This is a genomic window from Mycobacterium sp. NGS24, assembly GCF_059813065.1.
Genome location: NZ_JCALDW010000023.1, coordinates 1 through 20,776, shown reverse-complemented (window position 1 = coordinate 20,776; position 20,776 = coordinate 1). Strand labels below are relative to the sequence as shown.

19 protein-coding genes are annotated in these 20,776 nt (G+C 68.0%); 11 read left to right on the top strand and 8 right to left on the bottom strand.

Annotation, left to right across the window (positions count from 1 at the left end):
* Positions 1 to 3: 3 nt before the first annotated feature.
* From AC5Y6Y_RS22660 to AC5Y6Y_RS22645, 4 genes are all read right to left on the bottom strand, one after another.
* The gene (locus AC5Y6Y_RS22660; protein WP_473139466.1) at positions 4 to 2,493 is read right to left on the bottom strand and encodes an ABC transporter permease; all 2,490 of its coding nucleotides are present in this window, start codon (positions 2,491 to 2,493) and stop codon (positions 4 to 6) included.
* A complete protein-coding gene (locus AC5Y6Y_RS22655) occupies positions 2,490 to 3,164 on the bottom strand; it encodes an ABC transporter ATP-binding protein (RefSeq protein WP_473139465.1) in 675 nt (224 codons plus the stop codon). Before AC5Y6Y_RS22655 ends, AC5Y6Y_RS22660 begins: the two co-directional genes overlap by 4 nt.
* Positions 3,165 to 3,236: 72 nt before the next feature.
* Complete coding sequence (locus tag AC5Y6Y_RS22650; protein WP_473139464.1) at positions 3,237 to 4,358, bottom strand: FAD-dependent monooxygenase; 1,122 nt, start codon at positions 4,356 to 4,358, stop codon at positions 3,237 to 3,239.
* A 15-nt stretch (positions 4,359 to 4,373) separates the two neighbouring features.
* Entirely contained in the window at positions 4,374 to 4,748 is a 375-nt protein-coding gene (locus AC5Y6Y_RS22645; RefSeq protein ID WP_473139463.1) for a hypothetical protein, read from the bottom strand.
* A gap of 64 nt (positions 4,749 to 4,812) precedes the next feature.
* On the opposite strand from AC5Y6Y_RS22645, the gene AC5Y6Y_RS22640 reads away from it, so the two are divergent.
* Complete coding sequence (locus AC5Y6Y_RS22640) at positions 4,813 to 6,363, top strand: HNH endonuclease signature motif containing protein (protein ID WP_473139462.1); 1,551 nt, start codon at positions 4,813 to 4,815, stop codon at positions 6,361 to 6,363.
* On the opposite strand, the gene AC5Y6Y_RS22635 is transcribed toward AC5Y6Y_RS22640, so the two are convergent.
* Positions 6,360 to 6,956 carry a hypothetical protein gene (locus AC5Y6Y_RS22635; protein ID WP_473139461.1) on the bottom strand — a complete coding sequence of 199 codons (597 nt, stop codon included), beginning with the start codon at positions 6,954 to 6,956 and terminating at the stop codon, positions 6,360 to 6,362. The genes AC5Y6Y_RS22640 and AC5Y6Y_RS22635 overlap by 4 nt on opposite strands.
* Complete coding sequence (locus AC5Y6Y_RS22630) at positions 6,953 to 8,140, bottom strand: acyl-CoA dehydrogenase (protein WP_463825543.1); 1,188 nt, start codon at positions 8,138 to 8,140, stop codon at positions 6,953 to 6,955. Before AC5Y6Y_RS22630 ends, AC5Y6Y_RS22635 begins: the two co-directional genes overlap by 4 nt.
* A gap of 35 nt (positions 8,141 to 8,175) precedes the next feature.
* Here AC5Y6Y_RS22630 and AC5Y6Y_RS22625 point away from each other — a divergent pair, with 35 nt between their 5' ends.
* Genes AC5Y6Y_RS22625 through AC5Y6Y_RS22600 form a run of 6 tightly spaced genes read left to right on the top strand, consistent with a single transcriptional unit; the run spans position 8,176 to position 13,436 of the window.
* The gene (locus AC5Y6Y_RS22625) at positions 8,176 to 8,541 is read left to right on the top strand and encodes a DUF3054 domain-containing protein (protein ID WP_463825544.1); all 366 of its coding nucleotides are present in this window, start codon (positions 8,176 to 8,178) and stop codon (positions 8,539 to 8,541) included.
* A 60-nt stretch (positions 8,542 to 8,601) separates the two neighbouring features.
* Positions 8,602 to 9,465: an SAM-dependent methyltransferase gene (locus tag AC5Y6Y_RS22620; protein ID WP_473139510.1), complete on the top strand. Its 864-nt coding sequence runs from the start codon at positions 8,602 to 8,604 to the stop codon at positions 9,463 to 9,465.
* 11 nt (positions 9,466 to 9,476) lie between these two features.
* On the top strand, positions 9,477 to 9,974 hold the full coding sequence (locus tag AC5Y6Y_RS22615) for a GNAT family N-acetyltransferase (RefSeq protein ID WP_473139460.1): 498 nt from the start codon (positions 9,477 to 9,479) through the stop codon (positions 9,972 to 9,974).
* Entirely contained in the window at positions 9,971 to 11,017 is a 1,047-nt protein-coding gene (locus AC5Y6Y_RS22610; protein ID WP_473139459.1) for an LLM class flavin-dependent oxidoreductase, read from the top strand. Before AC5Y6Y_RS22615 ends, AC5Y6Y_RS22610 begins: the two co-directional genes overlap by 4 nt.
* Positions 11,014 to 12,129 carry an LLM class flavin-dependent oxidoreductase gene (locus tag AC5Y6Y_RS22605; protein ID WP_473139458.1) on the top strand — a complete coding sequence of 372 codons (1,116 nt, stop codon included), beginning with the start codon at positions 11,014 to 11,016 and terminating at the stop codon, positions 12,127 to 12,129. Before AC5Y6Y_RS22610 ends, AC5Y6Y_RS22605 begins: the two co-directional genes overlap by 4 nt.
* Entirely contained in the window at positions 12,126 to 13,436 is a 1,311-nt protein-coding gene (locus tag AC5Y6Y_RS22600) for an NtaA/DmoA family FMN-dependent monooxygenase (protein WP_499930449.1), read from the top strand. The genes AC5Y6Y_RS22605 and AC5Y6Y_RS22600 overlap by 4 nt, the downstream gene beginning before the upstream one ends.
* On the opposite strand, the gene AC5Y6Y_RS22595 is transcribed toward AC5Y6Y_RS22600, so the two are convergent.
* Positions 13,433 to 14,170, bottom strand: a complete 738-nt coding sequence (locus AC5Y6Y_RS22595; RefSeq protein WP_473139456.1) for an MBL fold metallo-hydrolase — start codon at positions 14,168 to 14,170, stop codon at positions 13,433 to 13,435. The two genes, AC5Y6Y_RS22600 and AC5Y6Y_RS22595, sit on opposite strands and share 4 nt — an antisense overlap.
* Positions 14,171 to 14,249: 79 nt before the next feature.
* On the opposite strand from AC5Y6Y_RS22595, the gene fgd reads away from it, so the two are divergent.
* From fgd to AC5Y6Y_RS22575, 4 genes are all read left to right on the top strand, one after another.
* Positions 14,250 to 15,260 (top strand): glucose-6-phosphate dehydrogenase (coenzyme-F420), encoded by a 1,011-nt coding sequence (gene fgd / locus AC5Y6Y_RS22590; protein WP_463825550.1) that lies wholly within the window; start codon positions 14,250 to 14,252, stop codon positions 15,258 to 15,260.
* Positions 15,253 to 17,328 carry a phosphate acetyltransferase gene (gene pta / locus AC5Y6Y_RS22585; RefSeq protein ID WP_473139455.1) on the top strand — a complete coding sequence of 692 codons (2,076 nt, stop codon included), beginning with the start codon at positions 15,253 to 15,255 and terminating at the stop codon, positions 17,326 to 17,328. Before fgd ends, pta begins: the two co-directional genes overlap by 8 nt.
* Positions 17,325 to 18,473, top strand: coding sequence for an acetate kinase (locus tag AC5Y6Y_RS22580; RefSeq protein WP_473139454.1), 1,149 nt, complete (start codon positions 17,325 to 17,327; stop codon positions 18,471 to 18,473). The genes pta and AC5Y6Y_RS22580 overlap by 4 nt, the downstream gene beginning before the upstream one ends.
* A gap of 79 nt (positions 18,474 to 18,552) precedes the next feature.
* Complete coding sequence (locus AC5Y6Y_RS22575) at positions 18,553 to 19,428, top strand: putative endonuclease domain-containing protein (RefSeq protein WP_473139453.1); 876 nt, start codon at positions 18,553 to 18,555, stop codon at positions 19,426 to 19,428.
* 121 nt (positions 19,429 to 19,549) lie between these two features.
* On the opposite strand, the gene AC5Y6Y_RS22570 is transcribed toward AC5Y6Y_RS22575, so the two are convergent.
* Positions 19,550 to 20,776, bottom strand: a 1,227-nt coding sequence (locus AC5Y6Y_RS22570) for a tetratricopeptide repeat protein (RefSeq protein WP_499930445.1), incomplete at its 5' end; no start/stop codon positions are given.

Here is a 20,776-nt window from a genome sequence, read left to right as displayed (position 1 = left end):
GGCCTACTCCACTTCCAATGCGTCCACGATTGTCGATTTCGCGGCGCGAGACGCGGGGAGCAAAGCCCCGCTCCAACAAAGAATCACCGCCACTGCGACGGTGAGTAAGTCCAGCGGCGAGAACGAATACCGCACCGTGATGGCGGTGACCGAACTCATGATCAGGGTGCCCAGCCGGTGCACCACCACGCTGGTCAGCATCCCGATCACGCCGCCCAGTAGCGCGATGCTGGTCGATTCGACCAGGATCGACTTAGTGATGTAGTTGCGCGAGGCCCCCATCGCGCGCAGCACGCCGATCTCCCGTGTGCGTTCGATCACCGAGATCATGAACGCGTTGAACAGCGCCATCGCCGCCAACAGCGCCACGATCCACTGCACGAACACCGCCAGCGACCCGATCTGGGCGACCGCGCCTTTGCCCGAGTCGACGGCGTCCTGCCCACTGAACGCATACAAACCCGTTGCCGCAGCGAGCTTTTCGAGCTGGTCCAACGCGGCGGGCGCGTTCGCCGGGTTGTCGACGTGGACTTCCAGGTAGGTGGCACCGTCGCGCTGGAACCACGTCTTCATGTGCGTCAGCGACATCGCGATCATGCCGCGTTCAGTGGTGAGGTAGTCCACGATGCCGAGGATCTGCACGGTCTGCTCACCGGACGGGGTGCTCAACGTCAGCTGGTCCCCGACCCCACGGTGCAGGTGCCGGGCCAGCTGCCGGGAGACCACCACACCCGCACCGGCTTCGACCTCGGCCCGCACCGACGGCGGCATGGCGGCGAAGGCGGGCGTCACTGTCTGCGGGTCGGATCCCACCACCAGAACCCGGTCGCTGCCGACGTTGACGAAGGCGTACTGGACCGGCCGGACGGCGACGACGCCCGGGATCGCCCGCACCTGTTCGTCTGTTCCCTTCGGGATCAGCGGGCTGATCGGCACCACTTCCTTGGACGCCGCGGACAGGTACATGTCCGCACCGGCGAGGGAGGAGAAGGCGTTACCGGTGGAGTCGACCACGTCGGTCAGCACCCCGCTGGTCACGCTGCCCAGCGCCACCGCGATTGTGACGATCATCAGACTCGCCCAGGTGCGTTTGGCGGCCGCCGTCATCGTCGACCTGCTGACCTGCCCGCTCGGCCCCATCAGCGCCGCGATCCGGCTGGCCAGCGCCACCAGCGTCGGCCCCAGCGCCCAGCACAGGGTCAGCACCGCGACCAGCACCAAAATGCCTCCGGCGAAAGTCTTTTCGTCGTGCAACCGCAGCGCGATGAAGAACGCCGCGAACATCAGCAGCGCACCGACCACCACCCCGAGCCAGTGCGGTCGGGTCCGGTCGGTGCCCAGGCTCTCCAGTTCCACCGGCCGCATCGCCGCGATGGGTGACGCCCGGAACACCACCATCGCCGGCCAGGCGGCGCCCAAGACGCAAGCGACGACGCCCACCGTCACCACCACCGCGATCGCGGTGCCGGGAAAGAAATAGTCTGGCTTGACGTCGACGGACTGCAGCATCAGCGGCGGCAGCCGCTTGATTGCGAGGTAGCTCATGGCCGCGCCCAGCGGTGCCCCCAGCAGGCCGCCGAGTAGCCCCAGCAGGGACACCTCGAGCAGCAGGTCCCTGGCCAGTTGCCCCCGCTCGGCGCCCAGGGCCCGCAGCGTGGCGATCATCGGACGACGTTGCACCACAGCCATATTCATGGTGTTGAAGACGATGAACATCGCCACTACCAGCGCGATCGATCCGACCAGCAGCAGGGTGTCGCGGGTGAGCGAGACGGAGTTGTCGGTCTGGGCGACCCGGAACTGCGGTTCGGCGACCACCGCACGGTGGTCGACCACCCGCACCAGATCGGCACCCAGGGATCTCAGATCGACCCCGGGCTTGGCCACCACGAACACCGAACTCACCCGACCGGGCTGATGTAACAGCTGCTGCGCCAACGGCAACGGGACGATCAGGTAATCGCCCGCGTTGTATTTCTCGGCAAGCTCACCCGTGGGTACGAACACCACGTTGACGCGGGTGTTGTTGACTTCCACCGATCCGCCGGGGCCCGTGCCCAGGCCCGGGCCGGCGATCGCCCCGCCGGCCAGCTTGTCCTTGTCGGCCTGCTGCACCAGCTCGTTGCCCACCCTGTTGTCCAGCACCCGGATGCTGGGGCTGACCCCCAAAAGCGTGGTGCCGGAACGCGGAGCGTTGACTGTCGCCTTCACGATCGGTTCGGCAGCGGCCACCCCGTCGACGCTGCGCAACTCGGCGACCAACGATTCGGGCATTCCGCTGTCGGCGGCACCGGTGACCTCGAAAGCGGCTCTGCCGTAGAGGTCTTCGGCCATCGTCGCCACCGATTCGGTCATCGAGGTGTAGATGCCGGCGATGGCCACCAGCAGCGCGGTCGCGATCATCACGGCTGCCACGCAGCTCAGCGATCGCTTCCAGTGCGCGATCGCGTAGCGCAGATTGAGCAGCCTGAACCGGACGGCGGGGGCGATCATGGGTCTTCGACGACTTTGCCGTCGCGCATGACGATTTCGCGATCGGCGGCGGCCGCGATCGACGGGTCGTGCGTGACCATGATCACCGAGCAGTCGCCGTCGTCGGCGATTTTGCGGAGCAGCGTAAGAATGTTCTTGCCGGACTCTGAGTCCAGGTTCCCGGTCGGCTCGTCGGCCAGCACCACGCCCGGCTTCATGATCAGCGCGCGGGCGATGGCGACGCGCTGCATCTGGCCACCGGAAAGCTGCGAAGGCTTGTGGTCGATGCGGTCGCCGAGGCCGACCATCTCCAGCAACTCGCAGGCGTCCCGGCGGGCGAGCTTCATCGACGACCCGTCGAGCACCCGGGGCATCGCCACGTTCTCCCAGGCGGTCAGGGTGGGCAGCAGGTTGAAGAACTGAAAGATGAAGGAGACCTTGCGCCGGCGGTACTCGGACTGTTCGTCGTCGCTCTTCTGGGACAGTTCTTCGCCGTCGACCTTGATCGAACCCTGGTCGGGGCGGTCGATCCCGCCGATCAGGTGCAATAGGGTGCTCTTGCCCGACCCGGACTGTCCGGTGATGGCGACCAGCTTCTCGTTGCCCAACGACAGGGTGACATCGTCGACCGCTTTGACCAGCTCCTGACCCCGCTGATAAGTCCTGCTCACAGCAGTGATCTCGATCAGCATGAGAAAGCCCCTGGGCGCTAGCGGTGCACAGACTGAGTGCAGGACAGGCTAACCTTACACACCGTCAATTTCTTACGCGGGCGTTTCCCATTCCTGCAGCCGGCTGGTGCGACGGCTGAAAATCCAGTTCGGCGCCAGGGTCAGGCCTGTCTCGCGCGCCCAGACCAGCAGCGGATGACCCCACTGGCCGGCGACGCCGATGCCGCGTGATTCCCGCGCAATGCGCTGGGTGCGCGGGCGGCGCACCCGGTCGTACTCCCGTAACGCCGCGCTCAGGTCGCGGTGCCTGGTGATCAGGGCGCACAGCGTGGCGGCGTCCTCCAGGGCCTGATTGGCGCCTTGGCCGAGGTTCGGCGACATCGCGTGCGCCGCGTCACCGATCAGCACGGTGTTGCGGTGCACGTAAGACCTCAGGGGGCCCTCGAGTTCCTCGCTGTGGGTGTAGTGAACGGCTTCGGGATCTGTCGCGTCGAGCAGCTCGGCGATGGGCTCGTGCCAGCCACCGAACCGGGCCCGGATCTCCTGCAGCGCAGCGACACCGGTTTCGTTGCGGGCGCTGGCCACCACGCCGAACCAGTACACCCGGCCGTCTTTGAGTGGAACCAGGCCGAATCTCTGCCCGGCGCCCCACGTTTCCCCGCCGGCCTCGACGGTTACCGGCCGGGACGTGATCGCCCGCCACACGCCGTAGCCGCTGCGGCGGGTGGGACGGTCCTGCGGCAGGCTGGCGCGCACGCGGCTGCGGATCCCGTCGGCTCCGATGACCAGGTCGGCGCCGGCGGTCACGTCGCCGTGGTCGGTGTGCACGGCGCCGTCGGTGACCGCGGCGACCCGATGACCCCACTGCACCGTGCCCGCGGCGAGGCCGGCGAACAGGGTGGCGTGCAATTCGGTGCGGTCCACGGCGCGCAGGTTCGCATACGTGGCCGGGGCGAAGGTGACCAGGAAGCGGCCGTTCGGCTTGCGGATTCCGGACCGGGTGTACGGGGGCGCGTCGGCGCAGATCGCCCGGACGGCCGGGCCGAGACCGAGTTGGTCCAGCGCGCGAAACCCGTTGCCGAACAAGGACAATCCGGCCCGCGGCGGTTGGGAATCGGACGACCGTTCCAGCACGGTCGTGTCCCATCCCGCCTGTTGCAGTCCGTTGGCGACCGCGAGCCCTGCGATCCCGGCGCCGACCACGACAGCTTTCATGCGCCGAAAGCGTAGTCAGGAACGGTTCGGTTCCCAGGAGTCGGTCGGATAGGCGCAGAACAGCGCGACGCCGTCGGGCGATTGGGCAGCGACGGGGCCACCGGTGTCGTCGGGGAACGCGGTGTGAACTTCCGCGACGCACTTCGCCCCGATTTGCCGCACTCCGAGCAGTGTCCCGGCGTTCGCCCACACTCCGGATCTGCATCTGAGAACTTTGCCATTGGCGTCCCAGCCGAAGATGTAGCGCCCGGTGTTCGAGTAGCACGGCTGGCCCAGGACGGCATTGTCCGCCATGTTGGGGACGGGTTGGCTGCCCGGATCGGCGGTGGCCGGGGTTGCCAGGACGGTACCGGCCGCGATTGCGACGGCAGCTGCGACCACGCCTTTCATAGGCGTTGACGTTAGCTGGACGCGGGCCGCTACACCAGGGCCGATCTGTGCTACTATCGAACATATGTGCGAATACGCCCAATCGGAGGTTACCGCCGCGGAGAAGTTGGCGCGCTTTGACCGGTCGATGGGGGCGGCGTTCGCGCACCGGGAGGGCCTGATAGCGACCACTCCGGCGGCCACGAGTTGGATGAGTCGTATCCAGGAGTCGGGTCGGGTGGCCAACCAGGGCGAGGCTGCGCAGTTGATGGCGATCGGGGAATTGTTCAGCTACCGGCTTTCGCGCAGTGCTGACACCGAAGACTGGGCGATGGACACCATGGCAGCCGTGGCCGCCGAGGTCGCAGCGGGCCTCAAGATCAGCCAGTCCTGGGCCGCGGGCAAGGTCCACTACGCCCGCGCGATGCGCGAACGCCTGCCCCGCACTGCGGCGTTGTTCTGCAGCGGGGACATCGACATCTCGGCGTTCACCACCGTCGTCTCTCGCACCGATTTGATCGTGGAACCACAGGTGCTCGCCCGGGTTGATGCACTGGTCGCGGCCCAGATCCTGCGCTGGCCCTCCCTGAGCACCTGGCGGCTGTCAGCCCAAGTCGACAAAATCGTGACCCGCATCGACATCGACGCCGTGCGGCGCCGCAAGAAACGCCGCCAGGATCGCGACATCTCGATCGGCGACGACTGCGACGGGATCTGTGAGATTCGAGGGCAGTTAGCCAGCACGGATGCGCACGCCCTGGACAGCCGGCTGACGAAACTGGCGGCCACCGTCTGCCCGCACGACCCGCGCACCCGTGAACAACGCCGCGCCGACGCGGTCGGCGCGTTAGCCGCCGGCGCCGACCGGCTGAGCTGTCGCTGCGCGCGGCCGGACTGCACCGCCGCCGACCGCAAACCGGCTTCCCCGGCGGTGATCCATCTCATCGCCGAGCACGCCACTCTCACCGGCCACAACGACGCCCCGGCCGTACAGATCGGCGCTGAGGGACTCGTCACCGCGGAACTACTGCGAGAACTGGCCCAGACAGCCACGCTGACACCGCTGACACACCCGGGCTGCTGCGACCCCGAACCCCGCTACACACCGTCCAAAATCCTGGCCGACTTCGTCCGCGCCCGAGACCTGACTTGCCGCTGGCCCGGCTGCGACGTCCCCGCCACCGATTGCGACCTCGATCACAGCATCCCCTACAGCCAGGGTGGTCCCACCCACGCCGCCAACCTCAAGTGCTACTGCCGCCAGCATCATCTGGTAAAGACGTTCTGGGGCTGGACCGACACACAACTCGCCGACGCCACCCTGATACTCACCTCCCCCGCCGGGGACATCTATGTCACCACCCCCGGCAGCGCGCTGCTGTTCCCCAGCTTGTGCGCTCCGGTCGGGGGAATGCCCACCCCCGACACCACACCGCCAAACGACCACTGCGGCGACCGGGCCGCGATGATGCCCAAACGCCGCCGCACCCGCGCGCAAAACCGCACCGCCCGCGTCGCCGCCGAACGACGCCAGAACCACCAAGCCCGCACCCAAGCCCGCCAAGCAGTGGTCACCGGCTGGTGGACCGAGGACAACCCACCACCCAACCCAGACGACGACCCCCCACCGTTCTAGGTGGGCCAGGAACTCGCGTTCGTCCGGAAGTTCGCGTTCGGACCAGAGCAGAAATCCGAGTTGGTTCCGGCCAGCAGCACGAAATAACCCTCGCCGCGCTTGATGTCGCTGTACGGGGGATAACTCCACCCGCTGTTGCACATCGACGTCGGCGTGCCTACCGTCGCCCGGCGCCAACTCGACTTTGCGCACGCTGTCAGGGCTTCGATATTGGTGACGCCACTCTTGGCGATGACCAGCATGCCGCCACCCCATTGCCCGTCGTTGCGGCGGTAGGCGCGTGCTCCGAACCCGGTCCCGTTCACCTGGCACCCCAACGCCCGCTGCAAAGGCTGGAACACCGTCGCAACGTCGCGATTCGCGACACCGGCTGCGGCCGTGATGAATTGGGCTGCGTCGGAGCCGTCGACCTCTTGGATGTTGGCATCGCGAAAGCTGAAGAGCTGCTGCGCGATTGCCGCGTTGGCGCCGCCACCCACCACGGGGCCGCTGCCGGTGGACGTCATCGGGGGCAGCGCGGCATCGGCGTGCGCTGCCGGCGCCAAAGCCAGCGACAACGCAACGGCAATCAGAACGCGAAACGCGACCATCATCGGAATGCTCCCAGACCGGTGAACGCCTGGCCCAGGACCAGCTGGTGCATCTCGGGGGTGCCCTCGTAGGTCAGCACCGACTCCAGGTTCACCATGTGCCGGATCACCGGGTACTCCAGCGATATGCCGTTGCCGCCCAATATCGTTCGCGCTGTCCGGCAGATCTCGATGGCCTCTCGGGTGTTGTTCAGCTTGCCGAAGCTCACCTGATCGGGCCGCAGACCCACACTGTCCTTGAGCCGGCCCAGGTGCAGCGACAGCAACTGCCCCTTGTGCAATTCCACCGCCATGTCGACCAACTTTGCCTGCGTCAGCTGGAATCCGGCAATCGGCCGGTCGAACTGAGTGCGTTGCAGGGCATAGTCCAGCGCGGCCTGCCACGCCGAGCGGGCCGCACCCATCGAGCCCCACACAATCCCGTACCGCGCCTCCGACAGACATGCCAGCGGGCCCTTCAACCCGGTGGCGTCGGGCAGCATCGCCGACGCCGGCAACCGCACGTCGTCCAGCACCAGCTCGCTGGTGATCGAGGCGCGCAGCGACAACTTGTGGTGGATGGTGTTGGCGGAGAAACCGCGGGTCTCGGCCGGCACCAAGAACCCGCGAATCCCGTCGTCGGTGGCGGCCCACACCACCGCGACGTCAGCGATCGAGCCGTTGGTGATCCACATCTTGCGGCCGTTGAGCACCCAGTCCGACCCGTCGCGGCGCGCCCGGGTCTTCATCGCGGCCGGGTCGGAGCCGGCATCGGGTTCGGTCAACCCGAAACAGCCGATCAGCTCCCCGGCCGCCATGCCGGGCAACCACTGTTGCTTCTGCTCCTCCGAGCCGTTGTTCCAGATCGCGAACATCGCCAGCGACCCCTGCACCGACACCAGCGACCGGATGCCGGAGTCGGCCGCTTCCAGTTCCAGGCAGGCCAGCCCGTAGTGCACCGCCGACGCCCCGCCACAGCCGTAACCGTCCAGGTGCATCCCCAGCAGGCCCAATTCGCCGAACTGCTTGGCCAGTTCCCGCGCCACCGGCAGGTCGCCGTCCTCGAACCACCCGGCCACGTGCGGGGTCACGTGCTCGGCGCAGAATGCGCGGACCGTGTCCCGCACGGCTATCTCGTCGCTGGACAGGGATGCGTCCAGCCCCAGCGGGTCGGTGGGATCAAAGGTCGGCGGCGCGTCGGTGTTCATGCCTCAATCCTGCCCGGGACCGGTAGTCTCGCTGCATGCAACCGCGGCGGGGGCCCGTCTGGCTGGGCATTGACGTCGTGGCCGTGCTTGTTTTCTGCGCCCTCGGCCGGCGCAGCCACGACGAAGGCGTCACCGTCAGCGGCCTGGCCGGCACGGCGTGGCCGTTTCTGAGTGGGACGGTGCTGGGCTGGCTGGTGGCCCGGGCCTGGCGGCGGCCTACCGAGGTGGCGCCCACCGGGGTGCTCGTCTGGGTGTCGACCGTGCTGGTCGGGATGTTGTTGCGCAAGGCAAGTTCGGCCAGTGTGGCCCTGGCCTTCGTGGCGGTCGCCTCGACGGTGACCGCGGTGTTGCTGCTCGGATGGCGGGCCGCCGTCCAATCGGTCGCACGTCGTCGCGGCTGACAGGTCCGACACGTGGTACGCGAGGACAACGACACCTGGGATCCGGCGACCGGCGTCGGGATGACCGCGACGTTCGGGGCGACCGCTCGGGCGGTGGCCACCAACAAGGGGTTGATCAACGATCCGTTCGCTGAGCCGCTGGTCCGCGCCGCCGGGGTGGAGTACTTCATCCGGTTGATCGGGGACGAGCAGTACGCGGCCGACGGCGGCGACCCGGTGATGTCCGGGATGATCAGTGTCCTCGCGATACACGGCCGGTTCCTGGACGAGTTCCTCACCGGCGCGGCGCGGGCCGGCATCCGCCAGGTGGTGAACCTGGGCTCGGGTCTGGACACTCGCGCGTACCGGCTGTGGTGGCCACCGGGGACCACGCTGTACGAACTCGACCAGCCCGACGTGGTCGAGTTCGGGGGGAAAGTACTGCGCGACATGGGCGTCAAGCTGGCCGCGCACCGGCGCGCGCTGGGCGTCGATCTGCGCTGCGACTGGCTGACGGCGCTGTGCCGCGCCGGCTTCGACCCGGCCCAGCGCACTGTCTGGGTCGCCGAGAACCTGCTCGTGGGCTATCTGCCGCCGCACGCGCAGGACCGGTTGCTGCGCGAGGCCAGTGAGGTCAGCGCCCCGGGCAGCTGGTTCGCCGCGGACCATCTGCCCTGGACCCCCGTCCAGCTCACCGAGGGGCGGGCGTTCATCGACCAGTGGCGTGATCAGGGTCTGGATGTCGACCTGACCAAATTGACCTACACAGCCGAATTCCGCTCGGTCCCGGAGAACCTGGCGGCGCATCGCTGGGTGGTCAACGATCGCAGCATCCTCGAGCTGCTCGCCGCCGGCGGCTTTGCGGGACGCCGACGGATGAGTCCGCGCGATGTCGCGGCCAGCCCCCGATATCTCACCGGAATGCTTTCTCGCGACAAGCGTTAGACAGTTACGTGATGCCCACCCCCTCAACCCGCCCCGGGCTGCGCTTCGTGCCGGTCACGCTCGACGATCCGCACGCGCAGCCGCTGCTGGAGGAGTTGGCCGACGAGTACTCGGTTCGGTACGGGATGGAACGCCCGCTGATCCGGAACTGGCTGGTCGACGGGCCGGCCGGGGAGTTCGCCGCCCCGGACGGCGGCATGCTCGTCGGCCTGGTGGACGGCCGGTCGGTGACCGGGGGCGCGTTCTGTCGTTACGACGATCAGACCGCCGAGATCAAACGGGTCTGGACGCACCGCGACCACCGCCGCCGAGGGTATGCGGCCGCGCTGGTGGCTGCGCTGGAGGCCGACATCGCGGCCAGCGGTTACCGCCGCGTGTATCTGGTCACCGGCGACCGTCAGCCAGAGGCCGTGCAGTTGTACCGCTCGCTGGGCTACACCCAGCTGTCCGAGCCGCTGCCGACGCGCGGGCCGGTACTCCCGATCGCCTTCTTGAAGGCGTTGCAGTGACCCTGCACCTGGGGGTTGCGCTCGACGGGTATGGCTGGCACCCGCAGGCGTGGGCGCTGGTCGCCGAATCGCGTTCGGTGCTCAGCGGTGGCTACTGGGCCGATCTCGCTGTCACCGCCGAACGCGGCTTGCTCGATTTCCTCACCATCGACGACACACTGATGCCGCAGATCGGGCGCAGCTCCCGTATCCATCCCGACCGGCTGACCGGACGCGGTGACGCGGTGCTGACCGCCGCCCGGATCGCCCCGGCCACCCGACACATCGGCCTGATCCCGGTCGCCACCGTCACCCACACCGAGCCGTTCCACATCTCCAAAGCCATTGCCACCCTTGATTTTGTGTCCCGCGGGCGGGCGGGCTGGCAACCGCGGGTCAGCGGCACCGCGCACGAGGCGGCACTGTTCGGCCGACGCAGCATCAACCCCGATGAGCTGTTCGACGAGGCGCGCGACTACGTCGAAGTGGTGCGCCGGTTGTGGGACAGCTGGGAGGACGACGCGGTGATCCGCGACGTGGCCACCGGTCGTTTCATCGACCGGGACAAGTTGCACTACATCGACTTCACCGGCAAGTACTTCTCGGTCAAGGGGCCCTCGATCACACCGCGCCCGCCGCAGGGACAGCCGGTGGTGGCCGTGCTGGCCCACGCGACCCCCGTCTATGAGTTCGCGGCCGCTACCGCCGATGTCGTGTTCGTCACGCCCAGCGACGACGCCGCCGCGGGCGCACTGCACGATGAGGTGCGTGGCATCGGCGCACACCTGAAAGTCTTTGCCGACATTGTGGTTTCGTTTCACGGCCAGAACGATTTCCGCTCGGATACCTGGGTCTGGTCGGGCACTCCGGCCGAACTGGTAAACATGTTGCTCGGCTGGCAGCGCCTGGGTTTCGACGGCGTGCGACTGCGCCCGGCGGTGCATGCCACCGACCTGGCGGTGATCGTCGACGAGGTGGTGCCGCTGCTGCAGCGCGCCGACCGGTTCCGCACCCACTACCGCGACGGCGAATCCCTGCGCGAAAGGATCGGTCTGACAACATGATTCCGCTCTCGATCCTGGACCTGGCGCCGATCAGCGCCGGCAGCGATGCAGCCACCGCGCTGCGCAACACCATCGACCTGGCGCAGCGGGCCGAGCGGTGGGGCTTTCGCCGCTACTGGGTCGCCGAGCATCATTTCGTCAGCGTCGCCAGTTCGTCGCCGGCGGTGCTGATCGGCCAGATTGCCGCTGCCACCAACACGATTCGGGTGGGCGCGGCGGCGGTCCAGCTGGGCTACACCACCGCGGTCGCGGTCGTCGAGAACTTCGGCATGCTCGATGCGTTCTACCCGGGTCGCATCGATCTCGGCGTCGGCCGGTCCGGGCAACGTCGCTCCGACGAAGGCAAACCGAAGCGCCCCCGGCAGCCGCGGCCCCCGCGCGTCTGGCATGAGACTGACGGCGTCGTGATCCCCACCCCGTTCGATCTGCGCGGACTGCTCGATGTCGACCGGCTGCAGGCCACCATGGCGATCCTGCAGCAGCCCGAAGCGATTTCGCCGGACTTCGCCGAGCAGATCCACGACATTCTCGCGCTGCTGGACGGAAGCTACCGCGCCGGCGGGTTCGACGTGCACGCGGTGCCCGGCGAGGGCAGCGGCCTGCGGCCGTGGGTCTTCGGCAGCACCCGGGGGCAGAGCGCGCGCGTCGCCGGCGCGTTGGGATTGCCGTTCGTCGCCAGCTACCACATCACGCCGGCCACCGCGCTGGAGGCCATCGAGGCTTACCGCGAAACGTTCGTGCCGTCGGCGGCACTGGACAAGCCGTATGTGGTGGTCTCGGCCGATATCGTGGTTGCCGACGACACCGAGACCGCGCAGCGGCTGGCGGCCGGCTACGGGCATTGGGTGTACTCCATCCGCACCGGGGTGGGCGCCATGCCCTACCCGGAATCGGACCACCTGCCAACGCTCACCGCAGCGCAGTTCGACCTGGTTAAGGATCGGCTCGCAACACAATTCGTCGGCAACCCAGACGAGGTCGCCGAACGCCTGGCGGCACTGCAGCGGGTGACCGGCGCCGACGAACTCGTCGTCACCTCGGTCACCCACCGGCACGAAGACCGGTTGCGGTCCCACGAACTGATCGCCCGACGCTGGGGGCTGACGCCATGAGTCGCAAGCCCATTCATCTGGCCGCGCATTTTCCCGGCGTCAACAACACCACCGTGTGGAGCGATCCCGCGTCCGGAAGCCAGATCGACTTCGACTCGTTCGTGCACCTGGCCCGCACCGCCGAACGCGGTCTGTTCGACTTCTTCTTCCTGGCCGAAGGGTTGCGGTTGCGCGAACATCGCGGGCAGATCTACGACCTGGACGTGGTCGGCCGGCCGGACACGTTCACCCTGCTGGCGGCACTGGCCGGTGTCACCGAACGAATCGGCCTGACCGGAACCATCAACACCACCTTCAACGAACCATTCGAAGTGGCAAGGCAATTCGCCACCCTGGATCACCTGTCCGGGGGACGGGCCGGCTGGAACATCGTGACTTCCTCAGATGCGTTCACCGGGGCCAACTTTCGCCGCGGCGGTTTCCTGGCGCACTCCGAGCGCTACGCTCGGGCGGAGGAATTCGTCACCGTGGCCCGCAAATTCTGGGACAGCTGGGCCCCGGATGCGGTGGTGCGCCGCGACGGCGCCTACGTCGATCCGGACAAAATCCACAGCGTCGAATTCACCGGATCCCACTTCGACGTAACGGGGTTCGCGACACTGCCCGCCGGCCCGCAGGGGCATCCGGTGCTGCTGCAGGCCGGCGACTCCGATGAAGGCCGCAACTTCGGTGCCCGCCATGCCGACGCACTGTTCACCCTGCACGGCTCCCTGGACGACGGCCGGCGCTACTACCTCGACGTCAAAGACCGGGCCCGCAAGCAAGGCCGAAACCCGGACGAGCTCAAGGTTTTTCCGGCCGCGACGTTCGTGCTCGGTGACTCCGACGACGACGCCCGCGATAAGGCTCACCACATCCGCCACCAACAGGTCAGCGGCGCCACCGCAATCGCGATGCTGGAGCAGGTGTGGGGCCGCGAACTCTCCGACTACGACCCGGACGGTCCGCTGCCCGACGTCGATCCCGTCGTCGACAGCGACATCTCCCAGGGGCGCGTCCGGCACGGCGACCCGGTCGCGGTGGCACGTCGCTGGCGGGAGCGGGCCGCTGCCGACGGCCTGTTGATCCGCGAACTGATCATCGCGGTGACCAGCCGTGAGCAATTCGTCGGCACCGCAACGCATATCGCCGACGAGATCGACCGCTACGTGCAGGCCGACGCCTGCGACGGATTCATCCTGGTGCCGCACCTCACCCCGCACGGCCTCGACGAGTTCGTCGACCGGGTGGTGCCGCTACTGCAGGAGCGCGGCGCCTACCGCACCGAATACACCGGCGTGACGCTGCGCGAGCAGCTGGCCGATTAGCCCGCTTTGCGCAGCGCGGCATCGGTCGCCTCGCGGATCGGGCCGCGCCACAGCGGGCCATGACCGGGGGCGAGCAGCTCGGACTCCACCCGGGCCAGCGCGGACAGGGTGCGGATGCACTCCTGCTGGCTGTAGCTGAAGATCGCCGGCAACAACTGGGGGCCGTCGTGCGGGAGCAGCGGATGCCCGGTGACCAGCGCGTCACCACTGGCCAGGACGCCGTCGACCAGATACGAGCAGTGGCCGTTCGTGTGGCCGGGACTGAAGACCGCTGCCGGGCGACCCGGCAGCCCGGCGGCGATGTCGGCCGTCAGCGGCCTGGCAGTCGGGATGCCCGCACGAATCAGGCCACCGCTGCGCACCACATGCGCGGTCCACACCGCCCAGCGGGGCCGCCACAACCGTAAAGCCAGCGCGGGTATCGACACCTGCTCCAGGTATTCGCGCTTCGCATGACCGACCTCGTCGGCATGGCAGTACACCGGGGTGCCGTGCTCGCGCGCGAACCAGATCGCGCTGCCCAGATGGTCGATGTGGGCGTGGGTGAGCAGGATTGCGCGCAGGTCGGCGGGTTCGTAGCCCAGCCTGCGCAGCGAGGCCAGCACCTCCGCCCGGTCGGCGGGGTAACCGGCATCGATCAACATGACGCCGGTGTCGTCGGCGACCAGTGTCCAGTTGACCGCGGGACCCTGGGCGAGGTGGACCTTGTCGGTGATCTGCACCAGCTCCGTCATGGTCGTGAGTCTAGGAGCGATCGCAAGCCCGGCGATGCCGGGCGCAGCGGGTCGCGACCGTCAGGAGTAGAAAGAACTAGTGGCTGAACTGAAACTCGGATACAAGGCGTCCGCCGAACAATTCGCACCCCGAGAGCTCGTCGAACTCGCCGTTCTCGCCGAGGCGCACGGCATGGACAGCGCCACCGTCAGCGACCATTTCCAGCCGTGGCGGCACAAGGGCGGGCACGCCCCGTTCTCGCTGGCCTGGATGACCGCCGTCGGCGAGCGCACCGAGCGGCTGCAGTTGGGCACCTCGGTGCTCACCCCCACCTTCCGGTATAACCCGGCCGTCATCGCGCAGGCGTTCGCGACCATGGCGTGCCTATACCCCGGCCGCGTGTTCCTCGGCGTCGGCACCGGGGAAGCGCTCAACGAGATCGCCACCGGGTACGAGGGCGACTGGCCGGAGTTCAAAGAGCGGTTCGCGCGGCTGCGGGAATCGGTGCGGCTGATGCGCGAGTTGTGGCGCGGGGATCGCGTCGACTTCGACGGCGAGTACTACCGCACCAAAGGCGCCTCGATCTACGACGTACCCGAGGGCGGCGTCCCGGTGTACATCGCCGCCGGCGGCCCGGCGGTGGCCAAGTACGCCGGACGCGCCGGCGACGGTTTCATCTGCACCTCTGGAAAAGGCGAGGAGCTCTACACCGAGAAGCTGATCCCGGCCGTCAAAGAAGGCGCGCAGATCAACGACCGCAACCTCGACGACATCGACAAGATGATCGAGATCAAGATCTCCTACGACACCGACCCGGAGTTGGCCCGCGAGAACACCCGCTTCTGGGCGCCGCTGTCGTTGTCCGCCGAGCAGAAGCACAGCATCGACGACCCGATCGAGATGGAGAAGGCCGCCGACGCACTGCCGATCGAGCAGATCGCCAAGCGTTGGATCGTGGCCTCGGACCCCGACGAGGCCGTCGCCAAGGTCAAGGACTACGTGGACTGGGGTCTCAATCACCTGGTTTTCCACGCTCCCGGTCACGACCAGCGCCGCTTCCTGGAGCTGTTCGACAAGGACCTCGCGCCCAGGCTGCGCAAACTTGGCTGACACCGCGTCGAGGGCGATCTACATCGCGGCGCCCGAGTCGGAGACCGGTAAGTCGACGATCGCGCTCGGACTGATTCACCGGTTGGCGGCCACCGTCGCCAAAGTTGGTGTGTTCCGGCCGATCACGCGCGCCGAGGCCGGCCGGGACTACATCCTGGAGCTGTTGCTGGCGCACAGCAGTGCGGGACTGCCGTACGAACAATGCGCCGGCGTCACCTACCAGCAGCTGCATGAGGACGGCGACGCCGCCATCGCCACCATCGTCGACACCTACCACGCGATGGCCGCGAAATGCGACGTCGTGGTGATCGTGGGCAGTGACTACTCCGACGTGGCGAGTCCGGCCGAGCTTTCCGTCAACGCGCGCATCGCCGTGAATCTCGGTGCCCCGGTGTTGCTTGCGGTACGCGGCAAGGGGCGCACACCTGCCGAGATCGCCGCCGTCGTCGAGGTGTGTCTGGCCGAGCTGTCCGCGCAGCGCGCGCACACCGCGGCGGTGGTGGCCAACCGCTGCGATCCGGCCGAGCTGGCGGCGGTGTCGGACGCGCTGCGGCGGTTCACCCCGCGCAGCTACGTGCTGCCCGAGGAGCCGCTGCTGGCCGCGCCGACGGTGGCCGAGCTCACCACCGCCGTGCGCGGGACGCCGGTGCGCGGCGACGAACAGCTGGCCCAGCGCGAGGTGACCGGGGTGATGGTGGCCGGAATGACGGCAGACCACGTGCTGGAGCGGCTGCGCGACGGCATGGCGGTCATCACCCCCGGTGACCGCTCGGACGTGGTGCTCGCCGTTGCGAGTGCCCATGCGGCCGAAGGCTTTCCGTCGTTGTCGTGCATCGTGCTCAACGGTGGCTTCGACCTGCACCCCTCGATCGCGGCGCTGGTGGCCGGCCTGAAGCTGCGACTGCCGATCATCGCCACCAAGCTCGGCACGTACGACACCGCCAGCGCGGCGGGTTCGGCACGCGGGCGGGTCACCGTCGCCTCGCAGCGCAAGATCGACACCGCGCTGGCGATGATGCACCGCCACGTCGACGTCACCGATCTGCTCGAGCAACTCGCCCTGCCCATCCCGACGGTCACCACGCCGCAGATGTTCACCCACCAGTTGCAGGAGCGGGCCCGAGCCGACCGCAAGCGCATCGTGCTGCCCGAGGGCGAGGACGACCGGATCCTGCGCTCTGCGGGACGCCTGCTGCAGCGCTCGGTCGCCGAGCTGACGATCCTGGGCGACGAGGGGCAGGTCCGGGGGCGCGCCGCCGAACTCGGCGTCAGCCTCGACGATGCGCAGGTGATCGACCCACGCACCAGCGACCTGCACGAGCAGTTCGCCGAGAAGTACGCCGAGTTGCGCGAGGCCAAGGGCGTCACCCTGGAGCAGGCACGCGAAATCATGAATGACGCAACGTATTTCGGCACCATGCTGGTGTATCACGACATGGTCGACGGCATGGTGTCCGGCGCGGTGCACACGACGGCGCACACCGTCCGTCCGGCGCTGGAGATCATCCGCACGGTGCCGGACGTGTCGACCGTGTCCAGCATCTTCCTGATGTGTCTGCCGGACAAGGTGCTGGCCTACGGAGACTGCGCGATCGTCCCCAACCCGACACCCGAGCAGCTGGCCGACATCGCCATCAGCTCGGCGCGCACCGCAGCCCAGTTCGGCATCGACCCGCGGGTGGCCTTGCTGTCCTACTCCACCGGTGACTCCGGCTCTGGCGCAGACGTGGAAAAAGTCAGGGCTGCAACGGAATTGGTGCGCTCCCGAGAACCGGAGCTGTTGGTCGAGGGCCCGATCCAATACGACGCCGCGGTGGACCCGTCGGTCGCGGCGACCAAGATGCGCGACTCGCCGGTGGCCGGTCGCGCCACGGTGCTGATCTTCCCGGACCTCAACACCGGCAACAACACCTACAAGGCGGTCCAGCGCTCCGCGGGCGCCATCGCGATCGGCCCGGTGCTGCAGGGCCTGCGCAAGCCGGTCAACGACCTGTCCCGGGGTGCGCTGGTCGAAGACATCGTCAACACCGTGGCAATCACGGCGATTCAGGGGCAGGGGCAGCGATGAGTGACCGGTCGGTGTTGGTGATCAACTCCGGATCCTCCTCGCTGAAGTTCCAGCTCGTCGATCCCGACTCCGGGGTCTCCCGGGCCGCCGGCGTCGTCGAACAGATCGGGGAGAAATCCGCCGAAGTCCCCGACCACGAAGCTGCGCTGCGTCGTGCCTTCGACATGCTGGACGACGACGGAATCGACCTGCACGACTGTGGGCTGGTCGCGGTCGGTCATCGGGTTGTGCACGGCGGCAACCGGTTTCACGAGCCGACGCGGCTCGACGACCAGGTGATCGCGGAGCTGAAGAAACTTTCGCCGCTGGCTCCGCTGCACAACCCGCCCGCGCTGGCGGGTATCGGGGTGGCCCGCAAACTGCTACCGGACGTGCCGCACGTCGCCGTGTTCGACACCGCCTTCTTCCACGAACTGCCCGCGGCGGCGCAGACCTATGCGATCGACCGCGAGCTGGCCGAGAGGTGGCAGATCCGCCGGTACGGATTCCACGGCACCTCACACGAATTCGTCAGCCGGCAGGCCGCTGAGTTCCTGGGCCGGCCGTGGTCCGATGTGAACCAGATCGTGCTGCATCTGGGTAACGGCGCGTCCGCTTCGGCGGTGGTGGGCGGCCGGCCGGTCGAGACATCGATGGGCCTGACCCCGCTGGAGGGCCTGGTGATGGGCACCCGCAGCGGTGATATCGATCCGGGCGTGTTCAGCTATCTGTGGCGCGCGGCGGACCTCGGTGTCGAGGAGATCGAAACCATGCTGAACAAGCAGTCCGGGGTGCAGGGCCTGGCGGGCGAACGCGACTTCCGCCGGCTGCGGTCCATGATCGAATCCGGCGATGCCGCAGCAAAATTGGCCTACGACGTGTTCATCCACCGACTGCGCAAATACATCGGTGCCTATCTGGCGGTGCTCGGGCACTGCGATGTCATCAGCTTCACCGCCGGGATCGGCGAGCACGACGCGGTAGTGCGCCGGGAGGCGCTGGCCGGACTCGGCGAGTTGGGGATCGAGCTGGACGACGAGCGCAACACGACCGGGAGCGGCGCGCGGCGGATCTCCGCCGACGGTTCGCGGATCGCGGTGCTGGTGGTGCCGACCGACGAGGAGTTGGCGATTGCGCGCGACTGCATCGGCCTGCTGAACGGATAGACGTGGGCGGTGCCCGCCTGCGGAGCAGCTGTGGATCAACGTATTCGGGGGATGCGCCGGTCGTGCGATTCTTCGCGGCGTGCAGGAACCATTCGTCGGCAGCGACGCGCTGCAGCGCGGAGTGTTGAACCGTCATCAATTGCGCACGCGATACCGGGCGGTGCTGCCCGGAATCTATCTGCCTGCGGCCGGCGAACCTTCGTTTGAGCAGCGCATTGCGGCGGCCTGGCTATGGGCGAAAGGTACCGCCGTCATCGCGGGTGCGGCCGCGGCAGGGTTGCACGGTGCCGGGTGGGTTCCGCGTGCCGTGCCAATCGAACTGGTCTGCAACAACTCCCGGCCACCGCGCGGTGTCGTGACTCGGCGGTGCCGGCTGCTGGAGGGTGAGGTGCAGCTGATCGACGGCCGCTTCGTCACCACCGCGGCGCGCACCGCCTTCGACATCGGTCGGGGTGGCGCCCTGCATTCGGCGGTCGCGCGGTTGGACGCACTGGCTGCCGCGACGTCTTTCACGGTCGACGATGTCCTGGACATCGCGCAACGGCACCCCGGGTCGCCGGGCCTGCGACGGTTGGAGACGGCGCTCGAACTCGTCGACGCGGGTGCGCAGTCGCCCAGGGAGAGCTATCTACGGATGCTGCTGATCGAAGCCGGGTTTCCCCGGCCGCAGACCCAGATACCCGTATTGGGCGCCAACGGGATTCCGTTCGCTCACATCGACGTCGGGTGGGAGAAGTTCAAGGTCGGCGTCGAATACGAGGGCATGCACCATCAGACCGTGCGGGGGCGCTACGTCTACGACATCCACCGACTGGAGGACGTTCAGCAGCAGGGTTGGCTGATGGTGCGGGTAGTCGCCGAGGACCGCCCGGCGAGCATTACTCGGCGAGTGCGGGTGGCGATGGTAGAGCGCGGGTGGCCTGCGCCGGATTCGGAGCTACAGCGTTGGGTGTGAGCTGGTGGCGTCCGTTGTGCAACAGTGGTTTTGAAAGTGAGCGGAGGGCGGGATTCCGGCCGGCGAATTCCCGCCCAGGGTTCACACCCGGCGCCCAGGGTTCACGCTCGGCGCCCGGGCTTCAGAAAGTACTGATGGGCCGCACCTTGTTGGCCATATCCACCAGCGTGTACCGGTGCCGCTGGGTGGGCGCGACGCGGGCGAGGTTGCGCAGCGACGCCTCGACACCCAACCGCAGGCCGTGGTCGGTGAACGGAAAACCCAGGATGTGGTTGGTGCTCGCCTCGTTGTCCTGCAGCCAGTCCATCGCGCCGCCGAGCACCAGCGCGCGGATCTGCAACACGCGGGGTTCGGTGGCCGGCAGCGCCTCCACCCGGCGCGCCGCATCGCGGATCTGCTCCTCGGTGATCTCGTTCTGCGACCGCCCGGACAGCAGCGTCACCGCGCTGGTCAGCCGCGCGGTGGTGAAGTGCCGCGAGGTGGGCGGTACTTCATCGAGCGTCTGCACCGCCCCACTCCGATCACCTTGCGCGGACAGCGATCTCGCCAATCCGAAAGCGGCCGAGATCACGCCGTCGTTGGTGTTCCACACCGTCCGGTAGAACTTCTGCTCGTCCGGTTTGCCGGCCAGTTCAGCGGTGGCGGCCAGCGCCAGCTTGGGGGCCAGCTCGCCCGGGAAGGTGTCCAGCACGTCGGTGAAGTCCTTGATGGCCGAGTCATAGTCGCCGGTGAGCAGCTCGGACACGGCCCGGTACCAGACCAGCCGCCACCGCCAGCCGACCCGCGCGGCGAGGTCGTTGAGCTTGCGCGTGGCTTTGCTGACATCGCCGAGGTCCAGCAGGGCCCGGACTTCCATCAGCGGCAGTTCCACCGACTCCGAGACGTCGGCGCCGTCGGCGTCCAGCGAACCGTGGCGCGCCGCCCGCAGCGAATCCAGCGTCTGCACCGGCTGGGACAAGACGGTGGCCTGCAGCACCGGTGCGGCCACGTCAGCCGGATCGACCAGGGGGACCGACAACGCGGTGACGATCTCCTTGGCGGTCAGCTTCTCCGAATGCACCTGTCCGTCCAGGTAAACGTCGGTGTGGGCGACCAGCAGGTCCACCCCGAAGGTGGAGCGGCTCGGGCTGAAGATGGTGGACAGGCCGGGTCGCGGCACCCCGGTGTCGGCCGCGACCACCTCCCGCAACACCCCCATCAGCTGCGCGGACATCTCCTCGGCGCTGGCGAATCGCCGCCGGGGGTCCGGGTCGATGGCGCGGCGCAACAACCGGCCGAACGAGTCGTACTCGGCAAGTACCGGGTCGTCGTCGGGCAGGCCGTCCACGTAGCGGCCGTTGCGGGTGCG

What these genes read in the sequence shown, in the direction of transcription:
- AC5Y6Y_RS22600 (WP_499930449.1), top strand. Translation starts at nt 12,126, where the DNA reads ATGAGTCGCAAGCCCATTCATCTGGCCGCGCATTTTCCCGGCGTCAAC.
- AC5Y6Y_RS22635 (WP_473139461.1), bottom strand. Translation starts at nt 6,956, where the DNA reads ATGATGGTCGCGTTTCGCGTTCTGATTGCCGTTGCGTTGTCGCTGGCT.
- AC5Y6Y_RS22625 (WP_463825544.1), top strand. Translation starts at nt 8,176, where the DNA reads ATGCAACCGCGGCGGGGGCCCGTCTGGCTGGGCATTGACGTCGTGGCC.
- AC5Y6Y_RS22645 (WP_473139463.1), bottom strand. Translation starts at nt 4,748, where the DNA reads ATGAAAGGCGTGGTCGCAGCTGCCGTCGCAATCGCGGCCGGTACCGTC.
- AC5Y6Y_RS22660 (WP_473139466.1), bottom strand. Translation starts at nt 2,493, where the DNA reads ATGATCGCCCCCGCCGTCCGGTTCAGGCTGCTCAATCTGCGCTACGCG.
- AC5Y6Y_RS22580 (WP_473139454.1), top strand. Translation starts at nt 17,325, where the DNA reads ATGAGTGACCGGTCGGTGTTGGTGATCAACTCCGGATCCTCCTCGCTG.
- AC5Y6Y_RS22630 (WP_463825543.1), bottom strand. Translation starts at nt 8,140, where the DNA reads ATGAACACCGACGCGCCGCCGACCTTTGATCCCACCGACCCGCTGGGG.
- AC5Y6Y_RS22650 (WP_473139464.1), bottom strand. Translation starts at nt 4,358, where the DNA reads ATGAAAGCTGTCGTGGTCGGCGCCGGGATCGCAGGGCTCGCGGTCGCC.
- AC5Y6Y_RS22595 (WP_473139456.1), bottom strand. Translation starts at nt 14,170, where the DNA reads ATGACGGAGCTGGTGCAGATCACCGACAAGGTCCACCTCGCCCAGGGT.
- AC5Y6Y_RS22605 (WP_473139458.1), top strand. Translation starts at nt 11,014, where the DNA reads ATGATTCCGCTCTCGATCCTGGACCTGGCGCCGATCAGCGCCGGCAGC.
- AC5Y6Y_RS22615 (WP_473139460.1), top strand. Translation starts at nt 9,477, where the DNA reads ATGCCCACCCCCTCAACCCGCCCCGGGCTGCGCTTCGTGCCGGTCACG.
- AC5Y6Y_RS22620 (WP_473139510.1), top strand. Translation starts at nt 8,602, where the DNA reads ATGACCGCGACGTTCGGGGCGACCGCTCGGGCGGTGGCCACCAACAAG.
- AC5Y6Y_RS22640 (WP_473139462.1), top strand. Translation starts at nt 4,813, where the DNA reads ATGTGCGAATACGCCCAATCGGAGGTTACCGCCGCGGAGAAGTTGGCG.
- AC5Y6Y_RS22655 (WP_473139465.1), bottom strand. Translation starts at nt 3,164, where the DNA reads ATGCTGATCGAGATCACTGCTGTGAGCAGGACTTATCAGCGGGGTCAG.